The organism is Roseateles sp., assembly GCF_052436255.1.
Classification (GTDB): Bacteria; Pseudomonadota; Gammaproteobacteria; order Burkholderiales; family Burkholderiaceae_C; genus Pelomonas.
Window position 1 is genome coordinate 14750 of the sequence record NZ_JBQVNP010000039.1, and the last position, 22742, is coordinate 37491.

The 22742-nt window shown below is 62.1% G+C and carries 29 protein-coding genes; 16 read left to right on the plus strand and 13 right to left on the minus strand.

The features are described 5' to 3' along the window. The first annotated feature begins 39 nt into the window (after nt 1-39). The 5 genes from ACT6S0_RS11400 (at nt 40) to ACT6S0_RS11420 (ending at nt 6265) form a co-directional block, all read left to right on the plus strand. Nucleotides 40-696, plus strand: a complete 657-nt coding sequence (locus ACT6S0_RS11400; protein WP_119554506.1) for a c-type cytochrome — start codon at nt 40-42, stop codon at nt 694-696. Between the two features lie 442 nt (nt 697-1138). Beyond that, complete coding sequence (locus ACT6S0_RS11405; RefSeq protein ID WP_444763989.1) at nt 1139-3160, plus strand: DUF4396 domain-containing protein; 2022 nt, start codon at nt 1139-1141, stop codon at nt 3158-3160. A 100-nt stretch (nt 3161-3260) separates the two neighbouring features. Beyond that, entirely contained in the window at nt 3261-3452 is a 192-nt protein-coding gene (locus tag ACT6S0_RS11410) for a heavy-metal-associated domain-containing protein (RefSeq protein ID WP_119554502.1), read from the plus strand. A 114-nt stretch (nt 3453-3566) separates the two neighbouring features. Next, the gene (locus tag ACT6S0_RS11415; RefSeq protein ID WP_444763990.1) at nt 3567-6002 is read left to right on the plus strand and encodes a heavy metal translocating P-type ATPase; all 2436 of its coding nucleotides are present in this window, start codon (nt 3567-3569) and stop codon (nt 6000-6002) included. A gap of 44 nt (nt 6003-6046) precedes the next feature. Beyond that, nucleotides 6047-6265 carry a hypothetical protein gene (locus ACT6S0_RS11420; RefSeq protein ID WP_119554498.1) on the plus strand — a complete coding sequence of 73 codons (219 nt, stop codon included), beginning with the start codon at nt 6047-6049 and terminating at the stop codon, nt 6263-6265. A gap of 10 nt (nt 6266-6275) precedes the next feature. Here the strand turns inward: ACT6S0_RS11420 and ACT6S0_RS11425 are convergent, their stop codons facing one another. Beyond that, entirely contained in the window at nt 6276-7214 is a 939-nt protein-coding gene (locus tag ACT6S0_RS11425) for a LysR substrate-binding domain-containing protein (protein WP_119554496.1), read from the minus strand. Nucleotides 7215-7310: 96 nt separating this feature from the next. Between ACT6S0_RS11425 and ACT6S0_RS11430 the strand changes: the two genes are divergently transcribed. From ACT6S0_RS11430 to ACT6S0_RS11460, 7 genes are read left to right on the plus strand one after another with little or no spacing between them, the layout of a single operon-like run. Beyond that, complete coding sequence (locus tag ACT6S0_RS11430; protein WP_147400449.1) at nt 7311-7763, plus strand: hypothetical protein; 453 nt, start codon at nt 7311-7313, stop codon at nt 7761-7763. Nucleotides 7764-7796: 33 nt separating this feature from the next. After that, nucleotides 7797-8966: a trans-sulfuration enzyme family protein gene (locus tag ACT6S0_RS11435; protein WP_119554492.1), complete on the plus strand. Its 1170-nt coding sequence runs from the start codon at nt 7797-7799 to the stop codon at nt 8964-8966. A 21-nt stretch (nt 8967-8987) separates the two neighbouring features. Continuing rightward, the gene (locus ACT6S0_RS11440; protein WP_119554490.1) at nt 8988-9914 is read left to right on the plus strand and encodes a transporter substrate-binding domain-containing protein; all 927 of its coding nucleotides are present in this window, start codon (nt 8988-8990) and stop codon (nt 9912-9914) included. A gap of 58 nt (nt 9915-9972) precedes the next feature. Next, nucleotides 9973-10710: an amino acid ABC transporter permease gene (locus tag ACT6S0_RS11445; RefSeq protein WP_119554488.1), complete on the plus strand. Its 738-nt coding sequence runs from the start codon at nt 9973-9975 to the stop codon at nt 10708-10710. After that, nucleotides 10710-11399: an amino acid ABC transporter permease gene (locus ACT6S0_RS11450; protein ID WP_119554486.1), complete on the plus strand. Its 690-nt coding sequence runs from the start codon at nt 10710-10712 to the stop codon at nt 11397-11399. Before ACT6S0_RS11445 ends, ACT6S0_RS11450 begins: the two co-directional genes overlap by 1 nt. A 9-nt stretch (nt 11400-11408) precedes the next feature. After that, nucleotides 11409-12143 (plus strand): amino acid ABC transporter ATP-binding protein, encoded by a 735-nt coding sequence (locus ACT6S0_RS11455; RefSeq protein ID WP_444763991.1) that lies wholly within the window; start codon nt 11409-11411, stop codon nt 12141-12143. 57 nt (nt 12144-12200) lie between these two features. After that, the gene (locus tag ACT6S0_RS11460; protein WP_119554482.1) at nt 12201-12701 is read left to right on the plus strand and encodes a cupredoxin domain-containing protein; all 501 of its coding nucleotides are present in this window, start codon (nt 12201-12203) and stop codon (nt 12699-12701) included. A 40-nt stretch (nt 12702-12741) separates the two neighbouring features. On the opposite strand, the gene ACT6S0_RS11465 is transcribed toward ACT6S0_RS11460, so the two are convergent. From ACT6S0_RS11465 to ACT6S0_RS11475, 3 genes are all read right to left on the minus strand, one after another. After that, nucleotides 12742-13044 carry a hypothetical protein gene (locus ACT6S0_RS11465; protein WP_119554480.1) on the minus strand — a complete coding sequence of 101 codons (303 nt, stop codon included), beginning with the start codon at nt 13042-13044 and terminating at the stop codon, nt 12742-12744. 113 nt (nt 13045-13157) lie between these two features. Next, a complete protein-coding gene (locus ACT6S0_RS11470) occupies nt 13158-14201 on the minus strand; it encodes a beta family protein (RefSeq protein WP_119554477.1) in 1044 nt (347 codons plus the stop codon). Between the two features lie 140 nt (nt 14202-14341). After that, nucleotides 14342-14986 carry a sce7726 family protein gene (locus ACT6S0_RS11475; protein ID WP_119554475.1) on the minus strand — a complete coding sequence of 215 codons (645 nt, stop codon included), beginning with the start codon at nt 14984-14986 and terminating at the stop codon, nt 14342-14344. A 23-nt stretch (nt 14987-15009) separates the two neighbouring features. Between ACT6S0_RS11475 and ACT6S0_RS11480 the strand changes: the two genes are divergently transcribed. From ACT6S0_RS11480 to ACT6S0_RS11490, 3 genes are read left to right on the plus strand one after another with little or no spacing between them, the layout of a single operon-like run. Further along, nucleotides 15010-15393, plus strand: a complete 384-nt coding sequence (locus ACT6S0_RS11480; protein WP_434057694.1) for a helix-turn-helix domain-containing protein — start codon at nt 15010-15012, stop codon at nt 15391-15393. Further along, nucleotides 15390-16412: an ImmA/IrrE family metallo-endopeptidase gene (locus ACT6S0_RS11485; RefSeq protein WP_119554473.1), complete on the plus strand. Its 1023-nt coding sequence runs from the start codon at nt 15390-15392 to the stop codon at nt 16410-16412. Before ACT6S0_RS11480 ends, ACT6S0_RS11485 begins: the two co-directional genes overlap by 4 nt. A 3-nt stretch (nt 16413-16415) precedes the next feature. Beyond that, a complete protein-coding gene (locus ACT6S0_RS11490) occupies nt 16416-17042 on the plus strand; it encodes a hypothetical protein (RefSeq protein ID WP_119554471.1) in 627 nt (208 codons plus the stop codon). Here ACT6S0_RS11490 and ACT6S0_RS11495 read toward each other — a convergent pair whose 3' ends face one another. The 8 genes from ACT6S0_RS11495 to ACT6S0_RS11530 form a co-directional block, all read right to left on the minus strand. Beyond that, complete coding sequence (locus ACT6S0_RS11495; RefSeq protein ID WP_444763992.1) at nt 17043-17483, minus strand: helix-turn-helix domain-containing protein; 441 nt, start codon at nt 17481-17483, stop codon at nt 17043-17045. 113 nt (nt 17484-17596) lie between these two features. Next, the gene (locus ACT6S0_RS11500; protein WP_119554468.1) at nt 17597-18430 is read right to left on the minus strand and encodes a metallophosphoesterase; all 834 of its coding nucleotides are present in this window, start codon (nt 18428-18430) and stop codon (nt 17597-17599) included. After that, nucleotides 18430-18879 carry an HAD domain-containing protein gene (locus ACT6S0_RS11505; RefSeq protein WP_119554466.1) on the minus strand — a complete coding sequence of 150 codons (450 nt, stop codon included), beginning with the start codon at nt 18877-18879 and terminating at the stop codon, nt 18430-18432. Before ACT6S0_RS11505 ends, ACT6S0_RS11500 begins: the two co-directional genes overlap by 1 nt. 31 nt (nt 18880-18910) lie before the next feature. After that, nucleotides 18911-19789: a metallophosphoesterase gene (locus tag ACT6S0_RS11510; protein WP_444763993.1), complete on the minus strand. Its 879-nt coding sequence runs from the start codon at nt 19787-19789 to the stop codon at nt 18911-18913. Nucleotides 19790-19851: 62 nt separating this feature from the next. Further along, nucleotides 19852-20388: an HAD domain-containing protein gene (locus ACT6S0_RS11515; RefSeq protein WP_119554463.1), complete on the minus strand. Its 537-nt coding sequence runs from the start codon at nt 20386-20388 to the stop codon at nt 19852-19854. A 26-nt stretch (nt 20389-20414) separates the two neighbouring features. Beyond that, complete coding sequence (locus ACT6S0_RS11520) at nt 20415-20630, minus strand: DUF2384 domain-containing protein (protein WP_119554461.1); 216 nt, start codon at nt 20628-20630, stop codon at nt 20415-20417. A gap of 21 nt (nt 20631-20651) precedes the next feature. Continuing rightward, nucleotides 20652-21092, minus strand: a complete 441-nt coding sequence (locus ACT6S0_RS11525; protein ID WP_119554459.1) for a hypothetical protein — start codon at nt 21090-21092, stop codon at nt 20652-20654. 2 nt (nt 21093-21094) lie between these two features. After that, on the minus strand, nt 21095-21475 hold the full coding sequence (locus ACT6S0_RS11530; RefSeq protein ID WP_147400445.1) for a hypothetical protein: 381 nt from the start codon (nt 21473-21475) through the stop codon (nt 21095-21097). Between the two features lie 238 nt (nt 21476-21713). On the opposite strand from ACT6S0_RS11530, the gene ACT6S0_RS11535 reads away from it, so the two are divergent. Beyond that, nucleotides 21714-21959 (plus strand): helix-turn-helix domain-containing protein, encoded by a 246-nt coding sequence (locus ACT6S0_RS11535; protein WP_119554455.1) that lies wholly within the window; start codon nt 21714-21716, stop codon nt 21957-21959. A gap of 523 nt (nt 21960-22482) precedes the next feature. On the opposite strand, the gene ACT6S0_RS11540 is transcribed toward ACT6S0_RS11535, so the two are convergent. Then, on the minus strand, nt 22483-22742 hold a 260-nt coding region (locus tag ACT6S0_RS11540; RefSeq protein WP_444763994.1), incomplete at its 5' end, for a substrate-binding domain-containing protein.

Sequence of the window (22742 nt, forward strand, 5' to 3'; positions counted from 1 at the left end):
CCGTCTTTGCAGCCAGCCCATCACAAACCTGAGCACCTCATGAAATTGTTTGCGTCCCTTCTTCTCTTCACCCTCGGTGGACTCGCTTCAGGTTTTTCGTTCGCGGCCGATCCTGCCGCACCGGCGTCGATCGACAGGGTCTCCGCCAAATCGAAACCCGACATTGCAAACGGCGAAGTCGTTTTCAATGGAAAGTCGTGCGCCGCGTGCCACAGCGCGGACGGAAATTCGGCCATCCCCGCCAATCCCAAGCTGGCTCAGCAGCATCCCGAGTACTTGGTCAAGCAGCTGCAGGAGTTCAAATCCGGCAAACGCAAGAGTCCGGTCATGAGCGGCATGGCCGCGATGCTGTCTGAGCAGGAAATGCGCGACGTCGCCTGGTTCCTGGGTTCCAAGCCTATCAAGCCAGGGTTCGCGAAAGACGGGGACCTGGTGACACTGGGCGAGAGGATTTATCGCGGTGGCATCGGGGATCGCAATGTGCCGGCCTGCGCGGGCTGTCACAGTCCCAACGGTGCTGGCATCCCGATCCAGTACCCGAGATTGGGCGGGCAGCACGCCGAATACATCGCCGCGCAGCTGACTGCGTTTCGCGATGGGGCGCGACTCAACAGCGTGCCCATGAGCGGCGTTGCAGCCAGGCTCAACGATCGCGAGATCAAGGCCGTGTCCGACTACATCGCGGGGCTGCATTGAACGACGCCATGCACCCAGAGTTGCTCTCGCCTTAGGAGGTAGGCATGTACGTGACGGGGCGTTGGGTCCCAACCAATGTTGTAGGCACGATGTTCATCGCCTGGCTCGTTGGCGTGGTCGTCTTCGTGGCCGTCATCGTGTGGCAACGCCGGAAGCATCGGAAGAGAAACCCCGCGGGCGACAAACACCAGGGCTCAGCTCGCCTGAGTGGTTCGAGGAAAGCCAAGCGCCGTCGACGGGGCGCTCGATGACCGCCGCATCCTGGTAGAGCGAGCGTCTGACAGACATCGCGTCCATCACCGGCCAGTCTGAGAGGCCCGACGGCGTCCTTGTCTGTATGCATTCAGACCCCTTGCGTCTGTCTCGAAGAGACAAGTCACGAGGACGCTGACCAACTGTTCCTGCGAGTCGCTTTGTCCGGCCTCTTGAAAAGGCAAGCTCCATGTTCGTTCAGCCGATTGACTACTTTCTCGTTGTCTGGTTTGTACTGGCTGCTTTGTCGACGGCCTACGTTGCATGGGACCAGTTGCGCCATAACCCCGAGCCGCTGGTGATGAAGTGGGGGTTCATCCTCGTCACCCTGTACCTGGGGCCTTTGGGCCTTCTGCTGTACGTGATGGCAGACAAGGAGCCAGCTCCCGGAGAGCACGAAGAATTCGTCAAACCGCTGTGGAAGCAAGGCGTAGGCTCGACGATCCACTGCGTTGCAGGCGATGCGACCGGGATCATCCTGGCCGCCGTCGTAACCGCCGTGCTGGGTCTTCCGATGTGGGTCGACCTGATCGTCGAGTACGTCGCAGGCTTCGCGTTCGGCCTCTTCGTCTTTCAGTCCCTCTTCATGAAGAACATGATGGGCGGCACGTATCTGGAGAACGTCAAGAAGTCCTTCATGCCGGAGTTCATCAGCATGAACGCGATGATGGCGGGCATGGCACCGGTGATGGCGCTGCTGATGATGGGCCGGGACATGCGCGCCATGGATCCGACCGAACTCGTCTTCTGGGGCGTGATGTCCCTGGGCGTGGCCGTCGGATTTGCAGTGGCCTACCCGGTGAACGTCTGGATGGTGTCGCGCAAGATGAAGCACGGATTGATGACCGAACGTCAGCTCAAGAAGGCAACCGGCGGCCGATCGGACATGCCCGCAGAAGGCGATCATGGGATCGCCGCAGTGGCTACGGAGGGGCACGGCACGCCAACCAACACGGGGCACGGTCATGGTGCTCACGCGGGCCATGAAGAAGGCGCAGAAGGCTCGTTCCCGGAAAAGGCGCCAACTGACGCTCCAGCCGGCAACGCGCACGGCACGCGGCCCGGCCAGGATGGACATGGTGGCCGCAATGGCCACAGCATGCGCCCCAATGTGACGCGGCCCCAGCTGGCTGCGGTGACCATGACGACCACGCTCATGCTGCTCGCCGGCATGACGATGCCCGCGATGTTCGTGAACATGTGCTTGTCGAACCGGGATGTGCGCGGCGCCATCATGCCCCCGTCGATGATCATGGGGTGGGACACACCGGGCGACGCGATGCGCGACATGTCGGCCATCCACCCGCGTCTGGTCACACAGGCTGCCGCAGCGCAGGCCCGTGGCGACGTGGACCTGGTCCCGACGCTGGACAACGGGGTCAAGGTCTTCAATCTCGAGACCAGCGTCATCCGTTGGAACATTCTCCCGGATGTGACGGTCGAAGGCTATGCGTTCAATGCGACGATTCCGGGCCCGAGGATTCGGGTCACGGAAGGTGATCGCGTGCGCATCAAGGTGACCAATCGCTTGCCCGAAAGCACCACGGTGCACTGGCACGGCCTGATCTTGCCGAACGAAATGGACGGCCCCGCCAAGATCACGCAGAAGCCGATCCAGCCCGGCGGCTCGTACACCTACGAGTTCACGACCGAGCAGGCTGGGACTTTTTTCTATCACACACACGATCATGTCGATCGTCAGCAGGCCTTCGGTCTGTACGGTGCGCTAATCATCGATCCCAAGAGCCCGCAGGAGGCCCCCAAGGCCGATCATGAGTACGTGTTGCAGTTGCAGGAGTGGCTCAAGCGCGAAGGCCTGACCTATCCCGCCATGCTGATGGAAGGCGGTCTTCCCAACTACTTCACCATCAACGGCAAGGCATTTCCCGCAACCGACACGGTGAAGATGAAGGTCGGCGAGACGATCAAACTCAGGTTCGTGGGTAGCAACAACAACTTCGTGCACCCCATGCACGTTCACGGCGGCCCGTTCACTGTCGTCGCAAGGGACGGGTACGTCCTGCCAGAGGCGGCGCGCTTCCAGGCCGACACCGTCAATGTCGGCCCCGGTCAGCGCTACGACGTGATATGGAAGGCCTTGCGGCCCGGAAAATGGCTGGTCCACTGCCACATCCCGCACCACACGACCAACAACAACGTCGAGCAGGACGGAGGCGGCGGCCTGATGATGGTCCTCGAGGTGGAAGCCTGAATGCAAGGGGCCACACGGTTGGAGGATCTGGCGCAAGTCGCTTGACCTTCACACGATGTCAAGCCTGACACTGGGATCAATTTCAACCAAGGAGTCTCTCATGCAAGAGTTCGTCATCCAGTCGATGTCCTGCGGTGGCTGCGCGAGCCGGATCGCTCAGGCCGTGAAGAATCTGGACGCCACGGCGAAGATCGAAGTCGACCTGCCGACCAAAACGTTGCGCGTCGACAGCGCCGAGGACCGTGAGTCTGTGACCGCGGCCCTGACGGAAGCCGGCTACCCGCCGAAGTGATCCGCCCGCACGGGACAGCGGCCTCAATCGGCTGGTGGTCTCATGCTGGCCTGTGCGGACTGAATGCACTGCCGTGTGGGGTGCATCCAGCCAATTTTTCGTTGGAGAACTCGAATGAACCCTACGCCTTCCAACCCGCATGAACACCACCAGGGGCATCACGGGGCGCACCCGCCCGCCTCCGGAGAACCTTCGCCTGAGACCGATGCGATTCTGAAGGATCCCGTTTGCGGGATGACGGTGACCACGCGGTCCGCGCACGTCTTGCAGCACGAAGGCAGGCCGGTCTATTTCTGCAGTGCGGGGTGCAAAGCCAAGTTTGAGGCCAACCCAGACAAGTACGCAAAGCGCGGCGCGCAGTCGGCGGCGCCGCTCGTGCTTGCACCCGCGCAGCCGGCTCAACCCGATCCTCCAGGCACGATCTACACCTGCCCCATGCATCCGGAGATCCGACAGGATCACCCAGGCAACTGCCCCAAGTGCGGCATGTCGCTGGAGCCCGAGATGCCGACGCTCGACGAGGGGGAAGATCCCGAACTGAAGGACTTCAAGCGGCGCTTTTTCTGGACGTTGCCGCTCACCGTCGTCGTCACCGTGCTCGCCATGGCCGGCCACCGCCTGCAGTGGTTCGAGATGGGCACGCAGAGCTGGATCGAACTCGTGCTCGCCGTGCCGATCGTGCTGTGGGCCGGGTGGCCGTTCTTCGAGCGCGCGGTGCAATCCGTGGCGAACCGCAGCCCGAACATGTGGACCCTGATCGGTCTGGGCACAGCCGCCGCGTTCATCTACAGCGTGGTCGCCACAGTAGCGCCGCACGTATTTCCCGCCTCGTTCGTTTCGATGGGGCGCGTGGCGGTGTATTTCGAAGCGGCCGCGGTGATCATTTCTTTGACCTTGCTGGGGCAGATCCTCGAGCTCAAGGCACGTTCGCAAACCTCCGCAGCCATCAAATCTCTGCTGGGTCTCGCGCCCAAGACGGCACGCCGGATCGGCGCCGACGGCACGGAGGAAGACGTCCCCATCGGCCATGTGCACGTCGGAGACAAGCTGCGCGTCAGGCCGGGAGAAAAAGTGCCCGTGGACGGCGTGGTGATCGAAGGCAGCAGCGCCGTCGACGAGTCCATGCTGACAGGTGAGCCATTGCCCGTGACCAAGCGAGTCGGCGACAAGCTCATCGGTGCGACGTTGAACACCAACGGCGCCCTGGTGATGCAGTCGGAAAAGGTCGGCTCGCAGACCGTTCTGGCGAGCATCGTCCAAATGGTCGCGCAGGCTCAACGCTCCAGAGCGCCGATGCAACGCATGGCCGATCACGTCGCCGGCTACTTCGTCATGACCGTCATCGGCATCGCGGTGCTGACATTCTTCGCTTGGGGATTCTTCGGACCGCAGCCGAGCTGGGTCTACGGCCTCATCAATGCCGTGGCGGTGCTCATCATTGCATGTCCCTGTGCGCTCGGCCTCGCGACGCCGATGTCGATCATGGTCGCCACGGGCAAGGCGGCCACGCAGGGCGTGCTGTTCCGCGATGCCGCGGCGATCGAGAACTTCCGCAAGGTCGATGCGCTCATCGTCGACAAGACCGGCACCCTCACGGAAGGCCGGCCGCAGTTCGAGCGGGCCGTGCCCGCGCCAGGCTTCACCGAAGATGAGGTGCTGCGCCTTGCGGCCAGCCTGGACCAGGGAAGCGAACACCCGCTGGCCGATGCCATCGTGCGGGCGGCGCGCGAGCGCAACCTGGCGCTGGACACGCCCGACGGTTTCGAATCCAGCAGCGGCATCGGCGTGAGCGGCGGCGTGGGCGGCAGGAAGCTGGCGCTCGGCAACACGGCGCTCATGGAACAGCTGCGCGTGCGGGTCGACGACCTGAAGCCGCAGGCAGAGGCGATGCGAGCCGAGGGCGCGAGTGTCATGTTCCTGGCGGTGGTCGGCCAGCCGGCCGGCCTGCTTGCAGTCTCGGACCCGATCAAGGCCACCACCATGGTGGCGCTGGCCGCACTCAAGGCCTCGGGCATGCGGGTCATCATGGCCACAGGCGACGGGCTGACCACGGCCCGGGCCGTCGCTGCGAAGCTGGGCATCGACGAGGTGCACGGAGAAGTCAAGCCCGCGGACAAGCTCGCGCTGGTGGACAAGCTGCAGCGCGAGGGCCGCGTCGTCGCGATGGCAGGTGACGGCATCAACGACGCCCCCGCGCTTGCCAAGGCCGACGTCGGCGTGGCGATGGGCACCGGCACCGATGTCGCCATGAACAGCGCCCAGGTGACACTGGTCAAGGGCGATCTGCGAGGCATCGCGCAGGCGCGCGTCATCTCCGAGCAGACCATCGCCAACATGAAGCAGAACCTTGGTTTCGCTTTTCTCTACAACGCCCTTGGCGTGCCGCTGGCCGCAGGCGTACTGTTCCCGTTCACGGGATGGCTGCTGTCGCCAATGATCGCGGCGCTGGCGATGAGCCTGAGTTCGGCCTCGGTCATCACCAACGCCTTGCGCTTGCGTGGAGCCAAGAGCGATGTTCATGCGTCCCACGTCGGCGAAAGATCGACCTAGGGGCCTGCGGCCCGGGCGGCTTCGCTGCGCGCGAAGGAGTTCCCATGAAGAGACCCAAGCCACTCGAGCTGCACTTGCTGGAGATCTACGAGGAGGCCCTGCGACAGCGAAACTGGGCGGTTGCCGAGCACTTGCTGTGCGCCATCGAGGCCTGCGCCCCTGCCGATGCACCGATCAGCGAGACAGTGGCCAAGGCCTACGGGGTCCTGGCCGCCGAGGCGCAAAAGCCTCGTTGCTGCGGGACGAGAACGAAGCGTCACTGAGGCTTGGCGGTCAAGCTTTGGCGCGGGGTTTGAGAAGATTTGCGAGGGCCTTCTGGTCTTCGGCCAGTTGCATGCGCATGAGCTGAAGCACTCGCGAGGCGAGGCCGGACAGCGGCTGTCCCGGGGGCAGTACCAGCACCCCCGCGAAGGAGACTTCCAGAGACAGTGGACGGATGACCAGTCCACGTTGGGCGTACTCCATGGCGGTGACCGGATTGACAAAGCCGATGCCCATGCCGCTCAGGGCCATTTCGCACACGCTTGCTGCGTAGGGGGTTTCGACCAGCACGCTCAAACCGACGTTGCACTCCGCCAATGCCCGCTCCAGGCGCCGCCTGGACGCGTCCTCGGGGTTGAGCGCGAGGAACGGCTCTTCCGCGAGCTGATGCGGCTGGATCGTCCTGGCCTTGGTCAGCCGGTGCTTCGCATGCATCACCACCACGCCCGGGAAGCGCGCAAATTCGGAATGCTCCAGGCCGGTCGTCGGCATCTCGTCGGCCATCAATCCGAAGTCGACCTGGCGCCCCAGCACGGCTTCGTGCACCTCCCGCGAACTGAGCACCTGCAGCGAGATCTGGGGCCGGGCATCGGCATCGCGGCGCTCGGACACGAGCCGCGACAGCACGCGGGGGACGAAGGTCAGGCCGAAGGCCGGGTAGACCGCCATGCGCAGCGTGTTGACGCCGAAGCGCTTGAGGCTGCGCATCCGGTGTTCGATGCTGCTCAGACCCACGAAGACACGCTCGACCTCGACCAGCAGGGCTTGCGCTTCGGGCGTGGGCTGCAGGCGGCCTCGCAGCCGGCGAAACAACGGGAATCCGGCCGCTTCCTCGAGCCTGCGCAGCGACTGGCTGATGGCGGGCTGCGTGACGCCCAGCAGCGCGGCGGCCTTGCTCGCAGACCCCACGGACATCACGGAACGGAACACCTCAATTTCTCGGAGCAACATATAACAACCGTTTATGGACAAAGAATTTCGAGCGCGATTCAGATTATCCCCGTCGTCCTAAAGTTGGCGTCTTCAGCCACCTTCCGGAGAAGCGACATGAAACTTCAAACAGTTCTTGCAGTGACCGCCCTGGCATGTGCAGCACCTGCGTGGGCACACGATTTTTCCGGCGACATCGCCAAGTTCCAAGCCATCGCCGCCACCAAGAAGCCGGACAGCCAGCAAGCGCTCGCCGCGAAGCTCGCGCTGGAGCGCGCGCAGGGCGAGATGGAGCAGTCGGACGTGAAGATGGTGCTGCGTATCCGCTCGATGACCAACGCGGGCCTGCGCGCCATCGGTGAACAACCGGCCTTTCTCACCAGCGAGTACAAGCGCCTCGAAGCGGCACTGGCCAACCCCAAGACCAACGACCCGGCCAAGATCGCTGCGGCCAAGGAAACCTTCGCCCGCCTGACGGTGGAGATGAAGGTCTACACCGACCTCGAGAACATGGCCGTCGACCAGATGAAGCAAGCGTTGCAGCTCATCGAATCCGCACCCGCCAATTGATCGCACTTCCAACGAACAACGCCGTCTTCCATCGTGAACTCTCCCATCCCCAATCTCGACACCTCTCCTCGGGGCGCATTCGCCAGCCTGGTCCCGCCGGTGTGGCGTGCCTCCACCGTCGTCTTCGATTCACTCGACGATTTCGTCAACCGCCGCACCCGCCTGCCCGATGGCTTCAGCTATGGCACGACCGGCACGCCGACGCAGCGCGCCCTGGAGACGCGCATCGCCGAACTGGACGGCGCTGCGCACTGTGTCGTCTTCCCTTCTGGACAAGCAGCCATCTGCAGTGCGCTGCTCGCACTGCTAAAGAAGGGTGATCACCTGCTGATGACCGACGCCGCCTACGGCCTGGCCAAGTCCTTCGCCGTCGAGCGGCTGCAGGCGCTCGGCATCGAGGTCGAGTTCTATCCGCCGCGCATTGGCGCGGAGATCGAACGGCTCGTGCGTCCCAACACGCGCCTCATCTGGCTGGAGTCTCCCGGCACGGTGACGATGGAAGTGGAAGACGTGCCGGCGATCACCGCCTTGGCGCGCACACGCGGTGTACTTACGGCCATCGACAACACCTGGGCCAGCCCACTGGGCTTCGCGGCCTTGGCACATGGGGTCGACCTGTGCATTCACGCCTGCACCAAGTACATGGGTGGCCATTCGGATGTGTTGATGGGCAGCATCGCGACCAATGACGAAGGCCTGTACAAGTCCTTGCGCGGCCTGCAGTCGCAGATGGGACTGGCCGTGAGCCCGGAGGACTGCTTCCTGGTCGCCCGAGGTCTCGACACGATGCAGGTGCGCATGGAGCGCCAGGCCACCAGCGCACAGTTGATCGCCGAGCGACTCGCGACGCACCGCCTGGTGCGCCGGATGCTCTTTCCCGCGCTGCCCGGCGCGCCGGACCATGCACTCTGGGCGCGTGACTTCAAGCAGTCCGGCTGCGTAATGTCGCTGCAGCTCGTGGACGGCCCCTACGACGCCTACCGGGCACTGTTCGGGCATCTGAAGCTGTTCTCGATCGGCGCGAGCTGGGGCGGCGTGCGCAGCATCGCGGCGTTCTACCCCGCGGAAGAACTCGCAAAACGCAATTTCTGCGACGTCCAAGGCCCGGTCATTCGCCTGTCGATCGGCCTGGATGACCCCCAGGCGCTGCTTGACGAGTTGCTGGGCGCCTTGAGCGCCTGCGAAACGAGTTTCAACCTCTGATCCACGCTACTGGAGCCCGCGATGACCCTCAAGTCAACCATTCACTCTGCCTTGATTCGTCCCTTCCTTGCCGTCGCCGGCCTCGCGCTGTGCGCCGGCGTTGCCGCGCAGACCGCATCGCCGCTGGACGGCACGCTCAAGAAGATCAAGGACACCGGGGCGATCACCGTGGCCACGCGCGGCGCCTCGATCCCGTTCAACTACCTGGACGACCACAACAAGCAGGCCGGTTTCGCCTGGGAAATCTCGCAGCGCGTGGTCGCCCAGGTGAAGAAGGACCTGCAGCTCGCCCGGCTGGAGGTCAAGACCCTGGAAGTCACGCCGCAGACGCGCATTCCGCTGGTGGCCAACCAGACCGTCGACCTGGAGTGCAGCTCGACGACGAACAACGCAGAGCGGCAGAACCAGGTGTCGTTCTCGACGACCTTCTTCGTCGTGGGCGCGCGGCTGCTGGTGCGCAAGAACTCCGGCATCAAGCACTGGTCCGACCTGGTCGGCAAGAACGTCGTGGTCAGTGCGGGCACCACCGCGGAGCGCATGCTGCGGCAGCTCAACGAGAAGAACAAGTGGGGCATCAACATCATCCTGGCCAAGGACATCAACGAGAACTTCCTGACCGTGGAGACGGGGCGCGCGGTGGCCGCGACACAGGACGACATCATTCTCTTCAGCAACATCGCCCGCGCCAGGAATCCGGCGGACTGGGAGGTGGTCGGTGTACCGCAGCAGAAGGAGGCCTATGGCTGCATGCTGCGCAAGGGAGACGTTGCCTTCAAGAAGCTGGTCGACGGCGTGATCACCGGAATGATGCGCTCCGGCGAGTTTGCCGCGCTGTACGAGAAGTACTTCCTCAAGCCCATCGCGGTGAAGGGCAGCGTGACGGTCAACTTCCCAATGTCGCCCGACATGCAGGAGCTCCTGCGTCATCCAAACGATCAGCCACTGTAAGCCGCTGGCGCCTCACATTTGACGATCGTCCTCACAAACCATCCAAGCACTCTTCACGATGCACTACAGCTGGGATTGGCTGATCTTCTTCAAACCCTCGGTCACAGGCGAGGGCCTGTACGGCATGATGCTGCTGCGCGGACTATTGTGGACGGTGGCGCTGTCTTTGCTGGCCTGGACACTGGCACTGGGCATTGGTCTGATCGCCGGGGTCGCCAGGACGTTGCCCAACCGCGCTGTACGGTACCTGTCGACGGTGTACATCCACTGTTTTCGCAACACGCCGTTGCTTGTGCAGCTGTTTCTCTGGTACTTCGTGGTGCCGGAGCTGTTGCCACTCGAATGGGGCAATGCGCTCAAGCAGATGAACCCGACGGCGAACCAATTCCTGACCGTGCTGGTCGGTCTCACCCTGTACACGGCGGCGAAGGCGGCCGAGCAGGTGCGCGCGGGCATCGAATCGGTGCCGCGCAGCCAGAAGCAGGCGGCCATGGCACTCGGGTTAGGAACCACGGCGGCTTACCGGCACGTGGTCCTGCCGCAGGCCCTGCGCATCGTCATCCCGCCGCTGACCTCGGACTTCTTGAATGTCTTCAAGAACTCGGCCGTCGCGCTCACGATCGGGCTCATGGAGCTCACCGGGCAGACCCGCCAGCTCAGTGAGTTCAGCGCCCATCCGTTCGAGGCCTTCATTGCGGCGACGTTCATCTACATGGCGATCACCTACGGCGTGATTGTGCTCATGCGCCGCATCGAACGTCGGGTTCGGGTGCCTGGATTGCTGGGAGCCGCGTGATGGGCTACGACTTCGATTGGGTCTCCCTCCAGCGCGCCTGGCCCTATCTGCTGCAGGGCCTGCAGATGACCGCCTTTCTGGTCGCCGCCTCCATGGCCGCCGGGATCGGCCTTGGAACGCTGCTGGCGATCACCCGCATCTTCGCGCCCCGGCCGGTGGCAGCTCTCGTGGCGGGGTATGTGAACCTGTTTCGCTCGATCCCGCTGATCCTCACGATCCTGTGGATCTATTTCCTGATGCCGGTGGTGCTGCGCAGCGTGACCGGGGACCCCAACCTCAGCGTCGGGCCGATCTATGCCGCGCTCGTGGCGTTCGTGCTCGCGGAATCCGCCTACTACTGCGAGATCATCCGCGCCGGCATCGGCAGCGTGCGCGCAGGCCAGATGCAGGCAGCCCAGTCCCTGGGAATGTCGCCATGGCAGGCCATGCGACACGTGATCCTGCCACAGGCGTTTCGCAACATGACGCCCTCGCTCATCAACCAGACCATCGCCTTGCTCAAGGACACCTCTCTGGTCTACGTGATCAGCCTGAACGACTTCCTGGGCGCCGCCAGCAAGGTGGGACAACGCGACGGCCGCGTGGTCGAGGTCTACATCCTGGTCGCCGTCGTCTACCTGGTGCTGTGCACGGCGGGCGCCTGGTGGGTCACCTGGCTGCAGCGGCGCAAGGCCGCAGCGGCGATCTGAATGAACGCAATGATCGAAATCAACGACGTTTCCAAGTGGTACGGCCAGTTCGCGGTGCTCACGGATTGCAGCACCCATGTTCGTGAAGGCGTGGTGGGCGGGGTCTGCCGACCTTCCGGCTCTGGCGAGTCCACGCTCATCAAGACGGTCAACGCACTTGCGCCCATTCAACGCGGCAGCATCACGGTCAATGGCATCCAGGTCTGCGATCCAAAGACCGATCTACCGAAGTTGCGCTCCCGCGTCGGCATGGTGTTCCAGCACTTCGAGCTCTTCCCGCACCTGAGCGTGATGGAGAACCTCGTACTGGCGCAAGTTCAGGTGCTCAAACGCTCGCGTGCCGAAGCAGTCGAACGCGGGCTGCGCATGCTCGATCGTGTGGGCTTGTCGACTCACAAGGACAAGTTCCCGGGCCAGCTCTCCGGTGGCCAGCAACAGCGCGTCGCGATCGCGCGGGCGCTGTCGATGGACCCGATTGTCATGCTGTTCGACGAGCCGACCTCGGCGCTCGACCCGGAGATGGTGGGTGAGGTGCTCGACGTCATGGTGAAGCTCGCACGCGAAGGCATGACGATGATGGTGGTGACCCACGAGATGGGGTTTGCCAGGCAGGTCAGCGACCGGGTGATCTTCATGGACCAGGGGCGCATCGTTGAGGACTGCTCGAGCGATGAGTTCTTCGGGCGTCCCGAGAGCCGGGCACCGCGCGCACAGGACTTCCTCTCCAAGATCCTCGCGCACTGACGGTCGAAAAATCGTCGAGCCCATTTCAGACAAGCCCAACTACCCCCAAGGAATCACATGAAATCGATCAAGACATTGCTGCTCGCCAGCACCGTGGCGTTCTCGGGCCTGGCCCTTGCACACGGCGACGAGGATCACAACGCATCGAGCGGACCGGTACGCAAGGAACAAAAGAGCTGGGGCATCGCGGGCGATGCGAGCGCGGCCAAGCGAACGCTGGAATTCAAGATGAGCGACAGCATGCGCTTCACACCTGATCGCATCCAGGTCAAGCAAGGCGAGACCGTCCGGCTGTCCATTCGCAATGAAGGACAGGTCATGCACGAGTTCGTGATCGGCGCGAAGAAGGAACTCGACGAACATGCCGCGCTCATGATGAAGTTCCCAGGCATGGAGCATTGCGAACCCTACATGGCGCATGTCGCGCCTGGCCAGACCGGCGAGATCGTCTGGACCTTCAACCGTGCGGGTGAATTTGATTTCGCCTGTCTCATCGCAGGACACTACCAAGCCGGCATGGTCGGCAAGGTCAAGGTCGCAGCCGCCACAGGATCTTGAGGGGCGGCGCCGGAGGACACGCCGTCGCGAGAAACCCTCACTACCGTGGATAACTGGGTTTCAGGGTGACGTAGTTTTCAACGATCCACGCGGTGACCTTGGTTCTTCCTTGAACATTCGACGGCAATTTTTCATGCACGATCCATTCGATGATGAGCCGCGTTGCCTTTGACAGGTCGACCTTCTCCGGCCCGACAAACGAGTTGAGGTAGGCAAGGACTTCGTAACCTTCCTTGCGGCTCAACCGATCCGCATCTGTCTTGACTTGGGTCGGATCGTCTCCGGGAACGGCCGTCCAGCTGTAGTCCGTGTAGTGCAAATCGGCTTTTGTAAGTTGGGGCATGCTGTTCCTCGAAGGTTGGTTTGCAGGGGGGTGAGACTGCACGTTGCGCTGTTGCGTGCGAGCGTGAGTGCTGCACTGGGGAAAATGGAGGCGGCAGGATCAGTACCGCTGTCTCACATGGCCGACGACGTGAACACTAGGTGGTGACTCGCGGCATCGCGCCGCCAACTGGTCGGGTTGCCATTGCCGAGCACGCCGACGGATGCTTTGTCGTAGCAATCGTCGCCGAAACTGAACGCGGCACCTGAGTACACGGGATCGCCTTTGAGTAGGATGCACAGGTTCTTGTATTGATCCTGCTTCCCTTTCTTGAAGCCGCCAGCCTTGAACAGGCGCCAGAATCCGTCGCTGGCATAGCGGATGGCCACCGACGGATTCATCATGGTGGGGTCGATGTCAGGCGCTGGAGCTGGGTTGCTTACGGTGTAGTCGCTGAAGAGAACTTTCGCGTAAGCAGGCTTGGCAACCAATGCCTTCCACGCTTTCCATTCAACGCGCTCGATGTCGTGGAGCCCTTGCTTGCGGCCCACGAGGTTCAGTGGAAAGGAGCCGCCGGCGAGCGTGGTGCTGCTGCATCCGGCCGCGAGCGCCTCGTCAAGATAATGCCGCGCGGCAGCGGCGCACGCTGCCGGGTCGACGCCCACGATCGAAAACTGATCCACGAGCACATGAAGCCGCGATTTGGCGATTCCCGCGCCGACCACGACCTTCACGAAATCCTTGACCTGGTCGGAGGTCACGCCGTGTGTCTGGATCCGGAGCACGAAGACCTCGAAGGCCTTGGCGAGGTCCGGCAGGTCTGCCGGACGCGCAACCATCGCCTCCGTGATGACCGGGATGATCTGACGACCGGTCAGCGCCGTGAGCCGCTTGCAGATCGAGGTGAGCACCTGGGTCTGTTTTGCGTAGGTAGGCATGAAGTACCGAATGTCGATCGCGATTGGCGTGCCCTCCGGAATCGATTTGGCCATTTGCCCCCCGATCTTGGTGATGTAAGGCACCAGCATTTCGGAGAGCGTCCCCTTCTTGGGGTCGATGGGGAGGATTTCGATCAGCGGGACCATTCCATCCCACTGGGCACCAGTGAGCTTGCTCAAGGCGATCCGTTCCCCCTGCTTCCATTTCAGGATGGGCAGGTATTTCCATATCGCAGGCATTGGTCCCTCCAGACTCGTTGTGTCTAGAGGGTACGTCACGATTACTTACACTGGATTACGGGATTTCCCAGGCATGCACCATGCCGCGGTTTCGGTGCGCGGGGCGTGTGCCGCATGTTGCCGGGGCACGCCGCCACGGCTTATGCCAAGCAGTTCAGCGCGAAGGCAACGGCATCCGAGGGGCCATCCGGCGCGAGCGAAGTCGACGGCAAGAAGCCCAACTGCCGTTCACGAAGAAAACCGGTGACAGCATCACGCAGCGTACGCATGCTGAGTTCCCGCGCGAGCATCTCTTGCAACTCGAACTTCGTGGCCCGCTTGGGAGGCAACTCGCCCCTATGCGACGCCAGCGCTTTGATGCATTCGGCGCGCCACAACAGCATGGCCATGCTCAGACGCTCCTGTACTGGATTGACCTTCGGCTTGCGCAGCACGTGCAGCGAGAGCGTACCGTCCGTACGACGCGCGGCTGACCAGACGCCCCACCATACAGGCATCAAGGCCAGACTGGCCTCGGAATAGACCGGACCCGTGACCAGCGTCACCCGGTCGAAGACGCGGTTGTAGGCATGAATCTGGTTGTGCAGGCGCGCGAACGAATCGAGATCACTCTTCAGCTCGAAAGCACTGAGCTGTGTGTCCACCAGCGCGAGGTCTACTCGTGCATCCCCACCTTCGATCCCGAACTCTTCGAAGAGCCTTCCCCCCGACTTGGTGGCGTCCGCGAGCAGTCGCGAACGCACTGCTTGGCGCAACTCGCGCTCGGTGATGGAGGGGGTGCTCATTTTATGCATTATATAATGCAGTTATGCCAAGAACAGCAAAGCCCACCACCTTGGAAGCTGTCCGGGCCCGAGAAGCACTCAGGCTGTACCTGAAGCGGCACAGTATCTCTGTGAATGCACTTTCTCAGGCTGCAGGTGTAGGCCAGCCTACAGTGAGCCGATTTTTGAGTGGGCGGACGAAGTCCGTAACGGCAGCCATTCGGCCGCTGTTGGATTATGCAAATATTGATTTCGAAAATGGCATAACCGAGATAGGCGGTGTGCTCGATAATCCTCGTGTGCGAGACGCGCTCGAGCGTGTCTGGGACGGGCGACCGGAGACGGCCGACTTGCTCGCCCGATTGATCGAGGCGTTAGGCCCCGTCCTGAAGAACGCGCCATCGACGGCAACCAGGAACATGCAGTGACCCATCCGGATGCCAAGACCATCTACCAAGCCGTGTCGGCGATCGGCCTGACGCGCGCGCAAGTGCGTCGGCTTCTGCCTGACTGGTGGGATCCTGCACTGGAGAAGGAGCGCGGCGGCGCGGCGGAGTTGGCGATGCACATCAGCAGGCGGCTGAGCGTCGAGCTTCAGCCGCTGCTGCTGGGGCAGATCGTTCCCAAGGGCGCCATGGCCAGCGTTGCCTATAAGCACTCGGTCAACATCGAGGCGTCTTCACTGTCGGCCGCCAGCTTCATTGCGTCATCTCTCGCACAGGCAGTGCTGGCCGCCTTGCCGATCCCGTACGTTCCGCTGCCCCAAAATCCAAGTGAGTTGCGCGCACTGGCCATGCGCGGTCGCGCTGGTCAGTTCGGTTTCAGTGCCCTTCTGGACCTGTGCTGGGCCCACGGAATCCCGGTCATTCCCTTGCCACACCTGCCTGTGGGCGTGCGCAAGATGGATGGAGCCGCGCTGCAGCTGGGCGGACGTCCGGCCATCGTGATCGCGAAGAAGAAGTCGTCGCGGGCCTGGCTGAGCTTCATCCTGGCGCATGAAATCGGACACATCGCACTGGGGCATCTGCGCCCCGGATCTTCCATCATCGATGTATCGCTTCAGGAGACGAGCACGTATGCAACCGAGCTGTCGACAGACGGCCAGGAAGCAGAAGCGGACAGCTTCGCGCTCCAGACGTTGGGCGGCGACGAGGTGACGGCGCATGTGACCAAGTGGCCAGCGCTGGCCGCGCCCGTGGATATCGCGGTACTGGCCCGCGGCGCTGCTGGCGCTGTGGGTATCGAGGCTGGACACTTCGTTCTGAGATATGCCTTTCTCACGAAGCGTTGGCCCACCGCGTTGACGGCGCTGAACTTCCTCAGTGAAGACCTGGATCCAGAGGGGGCGCTGCTGCAGCAACTGCGCTCGCACCTGGATCTCAGCCGCGTCGCCGACGACCTGCAAGACCTCGTGTCGCAGATCACCGGCTGGGATGGAGCGAACTGAGGCGTGCGTCTGCTGATCGACGTCGACGCGCTGTGCAAGCTGGCGCACTGGGGGCTTCTCGAGGAGATCCCGTCGTTGATGGGTATCCCGCTGCAAGAGTGCACCACGCTCGCCTCGTCGAAGTACCGGGCCATCAAGGCAAAGAGCAAGCTTGACGGACGGGTGTTCCACGCGGTCGAGGCGGCCGACCGTGTGCTCGAAGCTATCGCCTTGATGCAGGCGCCGATCGAGCCTGCGAGTCAAAGCCTGGGAGATTTCGAAAACGTGTTGGGCATCGACGCTGGCGAGGCGGTGCTGCTCGCATCGCTCGTCGCAGCGCCGGATACACGGCTGCTGACCGGAGACAAGCGGGCGCTGCGCGCACTCGCAGCGCTACCGCCTGAAGCACGTGAACCGTTTCATGGCCGAGTGATCTGCGTGGAACGAATCATCGAAGCAGGGCTGAACCAATGGGGATTGGACGTGCTTCGATCCAAGGTGTGTCCTTGGAAGAAGATCGACGTTGCCGTGAACATCATCATGGGGAGTCGCTGCGACGCAGGGGAGGCTTCGGTCCGGGAGGCGCTCGCCTCTTACATCGGTGAGCTGACTTCGCTGTGCGATCCCTCGCTGATCTGCGAAAAGCTCTGACTACCGCGTGGTCAGGCGCTCTGCAATCTCGCCAGCGCCGAGATCTCGCACTGCTGCAAGTTTTTCGAGTTGCGCCACCCGCGGACGTGCCTTGCCTTGCTCCCAGTGGTAAATCGTCTGCCCGGACACGCCGACCAGTTGCCCATAGATCGCTGCGGACAGCCCAAGCTTCACGCGATGTGCCGCCAATCTGGCTGCGCTGAATCGGCGTTTCGTGCCTGTTGTCGCTTCATTGTTCGAAGCAACTGCGCTGGTGGGGCGCCTCGAACTCTTCTCAACCCGACGCAGTTCCTTCTCGAGCGCATCCACTTGGCGGCGTAGCTCAGCAATCGAAGACCGATGGGCGGCGGATGCCTTCTTGAGCGTTTCTATCTCAGCGCGCACTTCTTTGCGAGCAACGCGGGAGATTTCGGCTTTGAGTATCGAGGCGATATTTGGCATGGACGCATTGTGCCGCGCAGAACAAAGCGGTCATCCACGTCGCTGCGCTGGCCGGACATTTCAAACGGATCTGCGACGTTCGGTCAAAGCGTGTGAGGAGTTCCATGAGCTGCTTAAGTGGCGGAAGAGTTCACGTCTATGACCAGACCCGGATCGAATGCCTTATTTTCGATCCTGCCGCTCCAGTTCACGTAGCCGCGCGGGTTGCATACGACCCGGCAAGAGCGGACTCGATAGTCGAACGACTGATGCGTGTGGCCGTGGACGAAGAGCACGGGTACCTCAAAGATTGCCTCTGGAAGCTCGTTGACGAAGGCGCCTGAGGCCCAGTCATCGGCGTAGCGCTGCGCAAGTGAACCGCGGTGCGGTGCATGGTGCGTCACCACCACCGTCGGTCCGGAGAACGGCTCCGCGAGCTTCTCGCGCAGCCATGCTCGCTGCACCTGATGAATCCGAAGCGTGTCCGCCGCCTGGAGCTTTCTTCCTTGCTTGTAGCGCCAGGTATCGGGTTCCGCCGACTCGTCGAACGTGCGGATCAGCGCATAGTCGTTCAGCAGATTGGTCGCCATCTTCATTGCGCGTCCGGCATCGCTGACCAGACCTTCAGGCGTCTCGATGGCGAGCGCGAAGTCGGTCCACAGCGTTGCGCCAAGGAAGCGTACGCCATCGATCACCAACTCGTCACCATCGAGCAGATGGACATTGCTGCCTTCGGCTTCGCGGTGCGCCTCGGCCAGTGTCGTGTCCAGGCGACCATCGAAGTACTCGTGATTGCCCAGGAGGTAAATCACGGGCTTGCCGCGAAAGCGATCCGCCGCCCACTGGACGGCACGCTTCGCAGGCGAGTGAATGTCACCGGCGAGGATGACAACATCGAATTCGAGATCAGGTACCGGCTCGAAGGGGGCGAACTCGAGGTGAAGGTCGGAAAGAATCAGCACTTTCATCAAGATGCCCCTTCAAAGCGAGCGCGAAGCTCGGCACTGGCCTTGTCGTCGAAGCCGACGAACGAGCCGCACAGCACCAAGCGGTCCTTGCAGTGGTCGAACTGCCAGTAGGCATCATCGAGCGCAACCCAGGGCTCGTCGACCGCATCGTGAAGCTGGAGCCAGGCGAGGATTTCTCTTTCACGATTCCTGTACGGCGGCTGAAGGCCAAAGCCCGAAGGAGGGATAACGCCAACGATGCGAGTCCGGATGTCGCTGGAGAACGGCTTCAGCAGCGTCTTGTTGAGCAGGTGCTCACGCCAGGACGAACTGATCACGATCTTCACGAACGGGAACTGGCGCAACAACGCCTCCAGGCGCGGCAGGAAGCAGAAGTCGGCGCTGCCGTTGAGGACGTGATCTTCCCCCTCTGGATGCAGCACACCGTCGAAGTCGAGGAACAGGATCACCCCGAATCTCCTGGCCCATATCCACCAGCCCTCATACGACACCGCCGTGTTGAATCGCGTTGAGGATCGACCGCACCTTGTCAGAGCCACCCCCGGCCGCGAACGCCGCCGGCGTTTGACCATCGAGCAGTTCGTGCGGCTTGTTTAACCAGGCTTCGGTTGCTCCGCCGAACACTTGGGTCGCGAGATTCAGTAAGTCTTGTGGCGGGCTTTCCAACCCAGCTGCTTCCTGGGGACTCCGCGGCCACGCCAGGTGCGAGCCCATGTCGACGCCGAAGGCCCGGAACGGCGCCGCGGTGGTCATCAAGCCCTCCCCGACATAGTCGATGCACCGGTGGTGGTGGCCGTGAACCACCAGCTGGACGCCGAGCTTCTCGGCGAGCTCGTCGATCACCTGCCAGCCGTGCGGGTGAGCCGACGGCGCCTCGTGCGTCACCAGGATGTCGGCGGGTCCGCTCCGCAGCAACCGCTGGTACTCATCCGGGAAGATTGAGGACCGGTGCTTGCGGGAGATGCCGTCGCGCCACCGTTCCTCGCGCTTCATGGTGCGGCGCATGGCGTCGCTCGATTGGAACGCCGCCTCTTCGATCGGCCGCCGCGGATCCCAGATCTTGCTGCGGAAGATGCCACCCAGGCCCGCGACCTTGTACCCGGCGATCTCTACGATGCGCCCGTGCAGGTTGCGATCTGAGAGTTCGGATCCAAACAGGTGATCGAAATCACCATTCGAATCAGTGTCGTGATTGCCTGGGATCCATGCGACCTCGGTGATATTCAAGATCGGTCGCAATTCGATGTGCAGGGGCTGGCGCGCCTGGATGTCGCCTAGCAGGATGATCGCCTCAGGCCGGAAGCGCTCGACCGCAGCGATCACGGGCTCGAGGTCGCCATGGGGGTCGCCGAAGAACATCAGCTTTGGCGCTGACTGCTCGTGCTCGGGTCGCGCATGGGGGCCTGACGGGGTGAGAGGTTTCATTTCATGTGCGCCGAAGTGGCGACGAAGCATCGGCCGGCCACAAACCGCAGGAAGTGCGAGCGCAGTTCCTGGAAGCTGTCTTGATCGAATGCAAGCTTGGGATCGGTGAGGACGAGCCGCGCGAAGCCCGCTTCGAAGTTCGAGGGCCAATCGTCAAGTGCGACCCATTCCGCGTCGCTGCGGCCATTCCCATCGAGCCAGGCCTGGATTTCCAACTGGCGCCGGTGGTGGACCACTACATGGGGGTCAATCTGCGGCGTCGCTCCGATGATCCGATGCTGGATGTCAGCACTGAAATAGCGCTGCAACTGCTCGATGCTTTCGGCTCGTCGCCAATCCGACGAGATGACGACATCCACAGACGTGAACTCACGAAGGATCTCCTCCAGGCGCGGCAAATGGCTGAAGAACCTGCTGCTGAACGAGTAGTCCACGCCGACAGGATGAAGAACACCGTCGATATCCAGGAACAGCAAATCGCTGGAATCACCCGTGCGGCCAACGGCATCCTGGATCAGCGTCGCTTCTGCCATGGGTAGACGGCAAGTGCAGGGCCTCATCACCCAATAAACCCCGCCTGGAAGGACTCAAGGAGATGGAGCACATCGGCGGCTCGCCCCTCGGCTACCAGCGACTCGGCGGTCCTGCAATCAAACAGCGCGAGTGGCTCGTTCCTGTACCAGAGGATGGCCGCCTCGAGGTCCCCACCCGAGACCGCAGTCGCGGCAGCCAGCACTTGCTGGATCGTGCGGATAGATGACTGGATGTCACTCATAGCTCGACCACAGCAGCGTATTCAGGGCATCAGGATCGAGAGCTTGGCGTTCCAGGCCTCACCATCGGACCTGGAGAGCACGGCGACGCGGATCGTCGGGCGGTCGAAGTCACTGGTCTCGAAGAGGAAGTGCACGCGCTGAAAGCGAAGCACCGGGTTTCCGGGGTATTCGGTCCACTTGAGTTGCCAAGTGTTGAAGTACTCGAAGTCGACCGTCCGGGCTTTCTTTCCGCAGCTGACGATGCAGGCCTTGCGCGCATCCGGATCGAACAGGATGCAGGTTTCATCCCAATCGCCCAGCATGCGGCGCGGATCGACCGGGAAGAAGGTCGCACCGGATGCCTGGCTTTGCACCCGGAGCAACTGCTCGCGCCCGGTCTGGATAGAACGCGGGGACGCGATCCAGACCCAGTAGAAAAGAACCAAGACGACAGCGAGGGATAGCAGGAGCGGGATTTCCATGCTCAGTTGACCGGCCAGATCTGATGCCGAATGCTGAACGAAGTGCCCATGTAGTAGTGTGTGAACTGCGCTCCGCTCTCATCTTCGAGGACCAGATGTTCGACTTGATCGGCGTCGCCGCTGGTTGCCGACCAGATCTTTCGAATGTCCCGAATTTGCCAGCGATCACGATCGCTCTCCATTGGCGCCAGATACTGAAGGTGTCGCAGTGACTGCGGCCCCACGCTCTCGAAGAGATCGAGGAAGTCGCTCTCATAGATCAGCAGAGCTCGCTCCGGGACCTCGAGGTCGTCTTCTTGCACCACCCAGGTCGGGAAGAAGAAGGGGATCGACAAGTTCAACTTGACCGCTCTCCAGCATCTCACACCGGGACCGGCCAGCATGGAAGAGATCCTCACCTCATGCGAATCCATCGTCACAAACATAAAAATGAGCCCTATAGGTTGGTAGTCCTATGTGAAGCTTGGTCGCGGATGCCTTGCTGATCTGATACTCAAACAGTTCATCAAGGCGTACGAACATTACTCACTGCGCCTCGGATAGCTGATTTGCTACTCAAACACATCAAATCGCTATCTTAGCGCTGTCGATAAAAAATGCCAGACAGGCAATTCTTGGTGGATGGGCCAACCTCAACCAAGAACGCAAAGTGCAAGGCAAAGGGTGGCGTTCCATCTACGTGTCATCCGCGCGGAACGCCGCATCTCCCAGGAGCAGCTTGCAGAGGCTGCCGGGCTTCATCGGACGTTTGTAGGGGCAGTCGAGAGGGAGGAGAGGAATATCTCCATCGACAATCTCGAGCGCCTTGCAACTGCACTGGATGTCGACGTTTCGCTGCTCGTTTCGCCGGTGGTTCGGCGCTCCTAGCGACCGACCAGAGTATCAATCTGGCGCTACAGCGCTGCATGCTCCTGGGGCTGGCCTCGGCCGCGCTGTGGTGGAACGACTCGCGTGCCCTGAGCAGGGACTTCCACTGAATTCACCCTTCCGCAGCAGAATGAAATGCGAAGCCTGCTTTGCTGCCGTCGCTGAAAACTGCTTGACTACCTTACTGCGGCAAGCGGCGACGGTTGTGATTCCCGCTGAATCAATGAGACGAGGGGCGTAGCCTCGTGGCAGGTCGTCTCTCAGTCATAGGGCGCTTCGCGGAGAAAGGTCTGTGCGATCACGACGGCACGGCCCTCACCGAGATCGCATGCAGACAATATGGATTAGCTTTCAAACACAGCCAAATCCTTCCACTTCGGGATCTGTTCCGCAATACAGGCGGCGATTGTCGCGCTTCACCGCCTTTTTTCCTGGCCTTAACGGAAAAACTGCAATCAGATCAAGCGGTTAGCAAGTCAAAGCCACCAGATCAAGGCCGCAGTCCAATATCTTTGCCTGCGGATCAGTCGTACAGCACCGCCGCGATCTTCGGATCGGCGATGTTGGTCTTGTCGTACCAGAAGAATCCGGTGTCGACGATCTTCGGCAGCTTCTCGCCCTTGACGGCCTTCACTGCCATCTCGACGGTCTTGTAGCCCATGCCCACCGGGTTCTGCGTGATGGCGCCAGCCATGCTGCCGTCCATGATGGCGTTCTTCTGCTGCTTGCCCGAGTCGTAGCCGATGACCACGACCTTGCCGGTGCGCTTCATCTCCTTCACGC